The 10,902-nt window shown below is 60.1% G+C and carries 5 protein-coding genes; 4 read left to right on the top strand and 1 reads right to left on the bottom strand.

The window, feature by feature from the left end:
• The first annotated feature begins 237 nt into the window (after window positions 1–237).
• The 4 genes from EOB49_RS24130 (at window position 238) to EOB49_RS24115 (ending at window position 10,691) form a co-directional block, all read left to right on the top strand.
• A complete protein-coding gene (locus tag EOB49_RS24130; protein WP_348630278.1) occupies window positions 238–4,401 on the top strand; it encodes a DUF3320 domain-containing protein in 4,164 nt (1,387 codons plus the stop codon).
• Window positions 4,402–4,477: 76 nt separating this feature from the next.
• Complete coding sequence (locus tag EOB49_RS24125) at window positions 4,478–5,731, top strand: DNA repair exonuclease (protein WP_127382438.1); 1,254 nt, start codon at window positions 4,478–4,480, stop codon at window positions 5,729–5,731.
• Window positions 5,728–9,201 carry an AAA family ATPase gene (locus EOB49_RS24120; RefSeq protein WP_127382437.1) on the top strand — a complete coding sequence of 1,158 codons (3,474 nt, stop codon included), beginning with the start codon at window positions 5,728–5,730 and terminating at the stop codon, window positions 9,199–9,201. The genes EOB49_RS24125 and EOB49_RS24120 overlap by 4 nt, the downstream gene beginning before the upstream one ends.
• Before the next feature lie 323 nt (window positions 9,202–9,524).
• Window positions 9,525–10,691: an ABC-three component system protein gene (locus EOB49_RS24115; RefSeq protein ID WP_063169421.1), complete on the top strand. Its 1,167-nt coding sequence runs from the start codon at window positions 9,525–9,527 to the stop codon at window positions 10,689–10,691.
• A 20-nt stretch (window positions 10,692–10,711) separates the two neighbouring features.
• Here EOB49_RS24115 and EOB49_RS36990 read toward each other — a convergent pair.
• Window positions 10,712–10,902 (bottom strand): hypothetical protein (locus tag EOB49_RS36990; RefSeq protein WP_206526136.1); only part of this gene is annotated, 191 nt, incomplete at its 5' end.

Genomic DNA, 10,902 nt, shown 5'->3' with positions numbered 1-10,902 from the left:
GAGCTGCATAGTAACAAGGCGAACAAGCGCATGATGCTAGAGGAGCTGCGGCGAACCTGGCAACTCGGATCGCCCAGGGGCCAGCTTCCTTCTTCCCTAACTGATCGCTTGCTGGAGGCTCGCGATAAACTCAACGCACATGCTGCACGAATGCACGTTGCGTTCGGAGCGTCCGAACTCACTCCTTATCAGGTTCTCGGCCAGCTAACCCGACTAAGGCAGGTCGGTCAGAAACCAGTGGACATCGAACTTACGGATGCCACAAGCTGGACAACTGACGGCGTTTCGCAACGTCGCAAATTGCTCGATGAGGTCTCTCAGCGGATCAACGAGATCGGCTTGCCGATCCACCACCCGTGGCGGGGAGTTGGCCTGGATGTCGTTCTTCCAACGACCATTGAGAGGCTCGTCCCACGCATCGCGGCGTTGCTGGACCAAGCCAAGGCACTGCACGCCAAACTGGTCGGTATCGCTGAGCGGATCAAGGCCGAGCCTCCGAAAATTCTCAGCGACAGCGGCGAGATAGAAGATCGCGCTGAGCTTCTCGCGTCCGCGCCTGGACTTCCTGCCGAGGCGCTCGTCTCGCCGGTATGGGATGAGCGTCCGAAAGACATTTCATCGCTTCTCTGGTCAGGAACGGATTTCGCCCGCAAGTCCGAGGAACTTTCGGAGCAGTTGGCGGCAACGGCTATCGACACGCCAATTGAAGGTCTCGAGACAGAGCTTGCAAAGCTTCCCTCGGAATTTCCGAAAGATGGTTTCCATCGTGCGCGACAGCTCACCATTCTGCTCCCACGCTTGAGGGAAGAAGCTGAGCGCCTGAATCAGGAACTCGGATCGGCGATATTGCCAGACACGTTGGCAGGCTTGCTCAGGCTGGCCGTGACCGGCGAGCGAGTAGCGGCAGCACCTGACGCAAGTCCGGAGGCCTTCGCAGCCACCGTTTGGGACTCCGGACTTGAGCAGGCAGGCGACCTTGCCGACAGCGTAGCGACGCTTGAGGCTGCCAGAGCCGACCTTCAGGGCAAGGTTGTTGACGCGGCGTGGAGCACCGAGGTGGCCGCGGCGCGGCAGGCGCTCGCCACACACACGGGAATATTGAAAGCATTGAACGGCGACTACCGTCGCGCCACAGCACTTGCGCGGACTATTGTGGTCGACCCTAGCGCGCCTGCGACGCAGATAGTTGGTCTCCTCGACCTTTTGATGAAGGGTCAGGCTGCCGCAGCAAGAGTCCGCGAAGGCGACGCTTTTGGCCGTTCCGCCTTCGGGGCAGATTGGCGTGGGGAGCGATCGGCTTCCGCGCCACTGCTCGCGCTAGTGGAGTGGATGCGGACTCTACGAGGGCTAGGCCCCGAACCTCGGATTATCGCCGGCCGGATGGCGGAACGCTCCGAGGCCGGTGCGCGTGCAGCGCGCGTTCGCAAGGTTATCGAAATCGGTCGGCCAATTATCGAAGGTTTCTGGAACGATCTCGGGCACCTCGCGTCATCCATGCTAGGCGACGTGGCTTCCGCCGAGCGGGCCTCGCTGCAACTGATGGAAGCGAAGGCGAGCACTGTAGCTCAAGCCGATGATGCGTCACGACAGGTTCTGACTGACGTTCCGGATCTGATCACTGAGCGGGTGGAGCTACTGCGCCGACTAGGCAGACTACAAGCACTTGCTCAAGGGATCGATGCGGGAGAGAGCCTTGGCAAGTTCGTATTCGGCTCGTCGTGGCACGGTCGAGGATCCGATTGGGCCGCTCTCACGCAAGCCGAGCTTTGGCTGAAAGAAAATGGCTCGATCCGACATCTGGCTGCGCGGTTGCCTGAAAGAATCGAGATCGCAAACTCGGCACGTTCAGCACGTGAAGCGGCCCAAGCGGCAGCGCGGGAATTGAAGGCGCTTACAGGGGATTTGAAATCCGATGCTCCCTCCTTGTTTGGAGTAGTCGATTTTCCGGACGTCGCGATAGGCGAGGTCGTTTCTCGGCTGCAGGGTTGGCTCGATCATCAGGAGCAGCTCTCGAAATGGGTTGCCTATGAAGAGCGATCCGAAACGGCCCGAAAGGCTGGACTGGGACAGTTGATAGACGGCCTAGCCAACGGCCAGATTACAACAGGATCGGCTCGATCAGTTTTTGATATGGCCTACTACGAACGAATGTTTCTGGCGATGGCGACCGATGAGCCGGAGCTGGCAAGGTTCGACGGGGAACTGCATTCCAGGGCTGTACGTGACTTCGCAGATCTGGACCGCCAGCGCATCAAGGCCGGCGCCATCGAAGTTGTAACGGCTCATCACCGGAAAATTCCTTCAAGAGACGGCGGAGCTGGACCTGTCGGACTGCTTCGTTCTGAGATGGCGCGCAGACGAGGCCACATGCCCATCCGGCAATTGATGCAGAAGGCAGGCCCTGCCATCCAGGCGCTGAAGCCAGTGTTCATGATGAGCCCGCTTTCGGTGGCGCAATTCCTGTCGCCCGGCCGGATGTCGTTCGATCTGCTCGTGATGGACGAGGCGTCTCAGATCCAGCCCGTGGACGCACTTGGCTCGGTCGCCAGGGCCAGTCAGGTGGTCGTCGTTGGCGACGAACGCCAACTGCCACCCACGACATTCTTCGCGAAGATGACAGGCTCGCAGTCTGAAGATGACGAGGGTGAGGGCGCGCAGGTCGCCGACATTGAAAGCATCCTCGGCCTGTTCACGGCCCGCGGCTTGCCGCAGCGTATGCTGCGCTGGCACTACCGTAGCCGTCACCAATCTCTAATCGCAGTATCGAACAGCCAGTTCTACGAGAACCGGCTTTTCATCGTGCCAAGCCCTTATACCCAAGAGGCAGGTATGGGGTTGCGGTTTCATCATGTGCCGGAGGGGGTCTTCGATTCCGGCGGCACAGGAACCAATCCGGTAGAGGCGAGAGCAGTAGCGGAGGCGATCATCCGTCATGCGAAGGTGAACCCGCAAGAGACTCTAGGCGTTGCAACATTTTCGGTTAGCCAACGCCGCGCGATCCAGGATGAACTCGAAGCGCTGCGGCGACTAAATCCCGACACCGAGGAATTCTTTCACGCTCATCCAAGCGAGCCATTCTTCGTCAAGAACCTCGAAAATGTTCAAGGCGATGAGCGCGACGTGATCATGATCTCGGTGGGGTATGCCAAGAATGCCCAGGGATACATGGCCATGCGTTTCGGCCCTCTTGGCGCGGAAGGCGGCGAGCGTCGGCTCAACGTCCTCATAAGCCGCGCCAAGCGCAGCTGCGAAGTATTCGCGTCCATCACAGACGAGGACATCGACCTGGAGCGTGGCAAAGGGAAAGGCATCTTCGCCTTCAAGCTCTTCTTGCACTACGCGAGAACAGGGCGAATTTCGCTTGCCCAAGTCACGGTTCGCGAAATGGATTCAATCTTTGTAGAACAGGTAGCCAACGCGCTGATCGAAATGGGTTATCAGGTTCATGCTCAAGTGGGCATTGCCGGCTTCTTCATCGACCTCGCAGTTGCGGATCCAGAGAGGCCAGGCCGCTATATTCTTGGCATCGAATGCGATGGCGCAGAATATCACTCATCTCGCTCGGCCAGAGATCGAGACCGGCTTCGGCAGTCGGTTCTGGAAGACCATGGTTGGATCATCCATCGCATCTGGAGCGCTGACTGGTTCCAACGGCCTCGTGAGCAGCTGGAGCGAACCATACTAGCGATTGAGGCCGCCAGAAAAGAACTCGATGAGCGGGCCGAATTGGGGGTCCAGACAAATCGAGCTGTAGCCGTGCAGGTTGTTACGGTCGACCGAGGCAACGTGACGGAAATCGGTCTCGAAAGCACAAACGGATCCGAGACACCCAATCGAGCCTACGAAGAGGCCGAACTAAAGCGACCGGGATCGTTCGAACTCCACGAGACGCCCAGCGGAATCATGGCCGGACTGGTCGAGCAGGTCGTGGCTACAGAAACGCCAATCCATGTCGACGAAATAGTTTCGCGTATTCGGGACGCCTGGGGTCTGCAGCGGGCCGGTGGCAGGATTCAGGATGCAATCGAGCGGGGGGTAAGCATAGCACAGAGAGGTGGTTCAGTAGCCCGTCGAGGCAACTTCTGCTTCAAGCCAGGTGTTCCTGTTCGTCTCAGGGATCGCAGTGGGGTCGTGTCCGCTGGATTGCGCAAGCCCGAAATGATTGCGCAGGACGAGGTCGCCCAAGGCGCTATGGAAGTCGTGAAATCCAACCTCGGTGCGACAGAGGAAGAAATCGCCACAGGCGTTGCCAGGATGCTGGGCTTCAAAGCCACAAGCGCACAATTAAGGCAGCTGATTTCAGCTGGGGTCGCCGATTTGGTTGCCAAAGGAGTGTTACGGTCCCAAGACGGCTTGTTGGTGGCCGGCGAATCCGCGAGCGAGAAATTAGCTGAAGTGTAACGGGGCGCTGCAGCGCCCTCGTTGCAATTTCTGTCGAAGCTCGGAACACCTCTTTTGCTGGCGGAGGCCGAATGGCATTTCGCTCGTACACACGGCCGATATTCATCTCGACTCGCCGCTTCGTTCGCTGGCGATGCGAAATCCCGATCTTGCCGGGCTGGTGGGCGACGCCAGCCGCCAGGCATTCGTTTCGATAGTGGATCTCTGCCTTGAGGAACGTGTGGCCGCGTTGGTCATTGCTGGCGACCTATACGATGGCGACCAGACTTCAATGAAGACAGCGCGGTTCTTGGGCGCGCAGATGACACGCCTGCACCAGGCCGGCATCATGGTTTTCAAGATCCGCGGTAATCATGACGCCCTGTCGCGGATTTCCAAACAGCTGGTATTTCCCGACACCGTTACCATCTTTGGTGGTCGTGCTCAGTCGGTATTGCAGACAGCCGGCGGTCTGGACGTCGTATTCCATGGTTTGAGCTTTGCGAACCCTAAGGCGCCGGACAGCCTGTTAACCAAATATCCGGCGGCTCGTGAAGGGGCCGTCAACATAGGCATCATGCATACCAGTCTGGCTGGATCGCCAGGTCACGACGTTTACGCGCCCTGCAGCATCGCTGACTTGCACGCCCACGGTTTCGACTATTGGGCCCTCGGCCACATCCATGCTCGCCAAGTCCATCCTGGCGCCAGTGCCGTGGTGATGCCGGGAATACCGCAGGGGAGGGATATCAACGAGGCCGGTGAGAAATCAGTCACCCTGGTGACGGTGCGCCACGACCGTTCGGTGGAGATCGAGGAACGGCTGACCAGCGTTGCGCAGTTCGAACGGGTGAGCGTCGACCTTACCGGAGCGGTGGAGTGGCCCGAGGCCGTCGCGCGTGTTCGCTTCGCACTCGAAGAGATGCGGGCAACCGTCCGATCGCGTCATGCTGTGGCTCGCATTGGCCTGACAGGAACGTCACCACTGATGTGGGCGCTGATCCGCGACAGGGACCTCCTTCTTGCCGAAGCCGAACAGGCTGCGGAACAGCTAGGCCATACGTGGGTGGAGAAGCTCGAGCTTGACCTCGCGCCGCCTCGGACGGAGACCGCCGAGGATATTGCTGATCCGATTTTCGAACTCGAGCAATCAATGCGTGCCGATGCCACCTCGGAGGCCTTCCGCGCTGAGGCGAGGGCGTTCGTCCAAAAGATGGTCGCCGACCTTCCGGCCGACGGGCGGGATTTTGCTGGGACGGACGAAGCCGGGCTGGAACAGTTCCTCGATCAGGTGCTTTCCAAGGGCGCGGACTTGGTGACTGCCCGCCTTAAGGCCGGTGGATCGTCATGAGGTTGCGGCGCCTTGACCTCATTCGTTATGGAAAGTTCACCGATCGTTCGATCGACTTCGGACCCAAACCGGAATCCGGACCTGATCTGCATATCGTGTTTGGCCTGAATGAGGCCGGCAAATCGACTGCGCTTTCGGCCTATCTAGACTTGCTGTTCGGCATCGAGGAACGGAGCCGCTACAACTTCCTGCACGAGTACAGTGCCATGCGCATCGGCGGGGTGCTGGAACTGGCCGGCTCCGAACACACGTTCACGCGTACGAAACAGCGCAGTAATTCGCTATTGAATGCGACGGGCCAACCGGTAAGCGAGGTGGCGATCACGGCGCATCTCGCCGGTCTGTCGCGCGACGCCTACACGACGATGTTCTCACTCGATGACGAGACGTTGGAAGCCGGCGGAAAATCTATCCTGGAGTCGCGGGGCGACCTCGGCAAGCTTCTGTTCACGGCCAGCGCCGGTCTTGGGAACGCAAGTGATACGTTGAACGCCCTCGAGGCCGAAGCAGACGCTCTGTATCGGAAGCAGGCGCATGGAACCGAACTGGCGCTGTTGAAGAAGCGCCTTGTTGACGTAAAGTCGCGCAGGGATGCGATCGACACCCTTGCATCAACCTACGAGGGCCTGGAGGCCGAACGTCTCGATGCAGCGCAGCAGTACGGCCGAACCATCAGCGATCGGGCGGTGCTGGTGGCCAGGCTGGATACCTTTGCTCGTTACGTGCGTGCTGCGCCGATGCTGGCGGATATCCGGCGCAAGATTGCCCGGCTGGATCAGCTGCCGGACATCGCCTCCCCAGCCCGGACATCGACGGGAAGTGTCACCGAACTGATCGATGACGATGCCAGCCTCAGAACGCGGCTGTCCGCAAACATCGACGAGACCGAGCGCCTGGCGGAAAAAGTCACTGCGGTCGACGAGGACGAACCGATCCTGTCGATTTCCGAACGCATTCGCGGGCTGGCGGAGAGCAAGGTGCGCCATACCGCGGCTGGCTTTGACTTGCCCACTCGCAGGATGGAGCTGCAAATCCTCAACAACAGCGTGGCGAGCTGCCTTGCCGCCTTGGGCCGATCTTCCGAGGCGGATCCTGGCGCGATGCTTCTGCCTGCCGTCACCGTTGGCGTCGTTCGCGCCATGGTCGAGCAGAGGTCCGGGATTGCTACCGGGATGCGTGCCGCTCGCGACGAAGCCGCGGCGGCACTCGATGCGCTGCAGGTGGCAAGGCAGCGGGTCGGCGAGGAAAGGGCGGTGCCCGAACCTGCCAGGGCAAGGCTGGGCTCGGCTTTGTCGAAAGCGCGAGCAAGCGGACACCAGGCAGAGATTAGGACGGCTCGCGAGGCGGAAGATGCGGGAACAATCCGATGGAAGGCGGCGCTCGCGCGCTTGCGTCCATGGAACGGAGATGCCCTCGCTCTCGCCAACGTCGCGGTTCCGAGCGCCGGGCAGATTGCCGCCTGGAAGACAGTAGCGTCAGAACTGGCAAGGAACACCGCCGTACTTGCCGAACGCCTTGCTGAATACGAGGGCAACCATGCCATGCTCGCCGCACGATTGGATGCCCTTCGTGCCTCGGGCGACATTGTCGACGATGAAGCGGCTACCGCCATCCGCCGAGTTCGCGATGATGCGTGGGCAACGCACCGCGCAGCGCTGACCGGTGACACCGCTGACGACTTCGCCGTGGCATTGGCGCGCGATGACATTGCCAGCGCAGGCCGGCTGGCCGGCGCGGCGGATCTGGCTGAGATCCGGGCAACTACGCGCGAGCTGGCCGAGGCCGCGGCCAACCTGTCACGCAACGGCATCCAACGCACACAGCTCGGCAAGGATGTGGATACCCAATTGTTGGAAATCCGCGCGGCCGCCAGGGACCTGCTCGGCGACGCCGTGGAACCTTCGTCTGAGCGCCTGATCGAAAGGAGCGAGGATCAGATCGAGGCGCGCAGCGATGCGCTCGCTGCCTGGGAGCAGATCGAACTTGCTCGCTTGAAGGCCGAGCGAGCCGCTGACGCCGGCGAGCAGATACGCTTGGAAATGAGAGCAGTGCTGGGAAGCGTCGGCATTGTATCAGAGTCCAACGACACCCTCGAAGCAATCATGGCCATCGCGGAGCCGTTTCTGGATCGGCAGCGCAAGGTGGACGCCGAGTATGCCGAGGCGCTCAGAATGGTGAGCTCCAAAGAAGAGGATCTAGCGGCACGACGGGTTGCAGTAGGTGTGGCGGAGCGTCGCGAGGAGGAATGGCTGGCCGGCATTACCGAAGCACTCAAGGGAACTTGGCTCGAAAGCGGGCTCTCCGCATCCGGCGTCGGCACTGTGCTCGATCAATTGGCCGAACTTTCAAGAAGCCTGCAGGAACGGGACGACCTGCAGCTGCGTATCGACAAGATGGAGGCCGACAGGGCCAATTTTCTGGTCGAGGTCATCGCCGTTGCGGTTGAAGCCGACGAGCCGACGAAGGATACCGACCCGGAGCAGTTGGCCATCCGCCTTGCCGAGCGCCTAGAGCGTGCCGAGCGGACACGTGAAACGAAGGCAAGCCTCGGCAACGACCTGAAGCGCCTCAAGGAGGCGCGCGACATCCTCGACACTGAGATTTTGGCACACGAACGCCGCAAGAACGAGGTGCTGGGCGTCTTTGGTGTCGCCACTCTGCCCGAGGTAGTCGAACGCGATGAGCTGTTGCGTGAGCGCGATGGCTTGCGCACCACCGTCGCCGAACTTGAGGAACGGATAGTGGCGGAGCTCGCGGTCGACGGATTCGAGCAGGCCCGCTCGATCCTGGACGCGATCGATTTCGACGGCCTCGCGGTCGAGAAGGCTGAGGGTGAGCAGCGGCTTCGCCTGTTCGATGAAACCATCCAGCAACAGCTGATCCGGCAGACGCGCGCGGCCGACAAGCTGGACGCCATCGGCGGTGATAGTGCGGTTGCACGCCTGGATGCTGAACGGCGCACAACCCTGCTGGAAATCGAGGAGAAGGCCGTTCGCTACATAGAGCTGAAGCTTGGCATCATGTCGGCTGGCAATGCTTTGCGGATCTACCGTGAGAGCCATCGCTCCGGCATGATGGCGCGCGCATCAGACGCGTTCAAGCTAATGACGCGTAGCCAGTATTCGGGGCTGACAACCCAGCCTGTAAGAGGTGGTGAGGTTCTCATTGCTGTGCAGGGTGACGGGCAATCCAAGGTCACCGAAGCGCTTTCAAAGGGTGCACGATTTCAGCTGTACCTTGCCCTAAGACTCGCCGGTTATTACGAGTTCGCGCAATTTCGGCCCTCGGTCCCATTCGTCGCCGACGACATCATGGAGACGTTCGACCATATTCGCTCGGAGGAGGTTTTCAGGCTGTTCGGAGCGATGGCAAACACAGGTCAGGTCATCTACCTGACGCACCATAAGCATCTATGTGAAATAGCTGAGGCTGTCGTACCGGGAACGAGGATCCATCAACTCGCACAGTAATTTTCTCCGGAATACGTGAACGAACCAGTGAAGGACGCCGAATTTGACGGCAAGTATGCGCCCAAAGTCAGACGTTCCGGCAAACTTCGCGTTCGTCCAAAAGCGGACATATCGCCCGAGCCATAGACGGCCCCGATGTGCCCATAATGGACGTCCTGCAAATTCATTGTCCTGCCGAATCTGGACTTCGAGAGCTGGCCCTAAACAGCAATTGTATCGCGCCTAGCCGTCCTATCGCCGGGGCGCCAATTGTAAACAACGGCGAACTATACCAATATCGTTACTGGCTTCTTCCGGTGCGACTCGGGAGAACGGGATGGGCAATGAACGCGAAGACGCAAACGGGAAAACACAGCGCCGCTGGCCAATACCTCGGCTATGCGCTTCAACCTGTACGCCTTTGCTTTCACCTGCTCAACGCGCCTAGCGGCGCCTTGGTCTCTCTTGAACATTTAGACGATGTGGCGGTTCACCTGGTCGGCGGCGAAGTCGTTCTTGAGCAAAGCAAGAGCGCACTGAAGCAAAATCCGATATCCGACTGGGCTGCGGACCTGTGGAAGTCTCTGGCCAACTGGCTCAGCTTCATGGCGGCGGGAGAGATCGACCCGGCGACCAGCCATTTCCGGCTATATGTCACACCGGTGAAGGCGGGTGCCTTCGCGATCGCGCTGAACGACGCGAAAACAGATGCCGACGTCGAGGCGCTGGTCGCTAACCTCGCCAAAGCCCACAGCAAGCTGAAAGCTGCACCGGCATGCGACGCCGACGTCCAAGCTTTCCTGAACGCTGATGCGGCTCATTGCGCCGCCTTGGTCAAGAATCTCGCCGTTATCAGCGTCGATGCAGATCCCGTCGATCCGATACGCGCGATCTTCAAGCCGACGGTCTCTCCGCTCATCATCGACCTAGTGTGCGAACGCGCGATCGGCGCTGCGAAGGAGGCGGCGGACAGGCTGATTAGAGCTGGCAAGCCCGCCATCTTGGACGTGGACGCGTTTCAGGCCGAGCAAAGAGCATTTGTTCAGAAGAACAACCTTCCAGGGCTGCTGTCGTCTTTCACCAAGCAACCGCCTGTCGAGGCCATCGAACAATTGATCGCCGACCGTCCCGCCTTCGTCCGCCAACTCGAGCTGATCGAGGTGGGAGACGAAGCGTGCGTCCGGGCTGTTAGCGATTACCTTAGGACGCTCGCCGACATCTCGATCTGGGGCGAAAGCGGGCTAATCTTTGAGAAGAACCTAAGTGACTGGGACGATGATCTTGTCGGTCGCTATGAGCACGTCAGTGCAGAGGTGCACGACATACAGGCCGGACACCCCGCAACGGTTCGTGGTAGAATAGTTTACAGGCGCTGCGCGCAGTTGCAGCCTCCACTCGATGGTCGAGTCGTCCCCGGTCATTTCGTCCACGGATCGTTCAACGCCCTTGCCCACGGCCTGCGCCTCGGCTGGCATCCCGACTACCAGACTCTTTTGGAGCCAGCGACTTGATTGAGGCTGGCCGATCGCACCTACCGCTCAGCGACCTCGCCCTTGTCCAGAATCCAGGACTTGGGGCTTTCGCATTGTGGCAATTTGGCCAAGGTTTCCAGGCTGAGGACGAACGTCCAGCGCCGTTCGCCTTGGCGTTTCTCGTGCTGCCAATCGTCCTGCATCGCGCAACGCTCGAAATCGTGACTTCGACAAACCGACCCTCTGGACT

Source organism: Mesorhizobium sp. M7A.F.Ca.MR.148.00.0.0 (assembly GCF_003997735.1).
Classification (GTDB): domain Bacteria; phylum Pseudomonadota; class Alphaproteobacteria; order Rhizobiales; family Rhizobiaceae; genus Mesorhizobium.
Note: the sequence above shows the minus strand (reverse complement) of the source record. Positions and strands in the feature narration are given on the sequence as shown.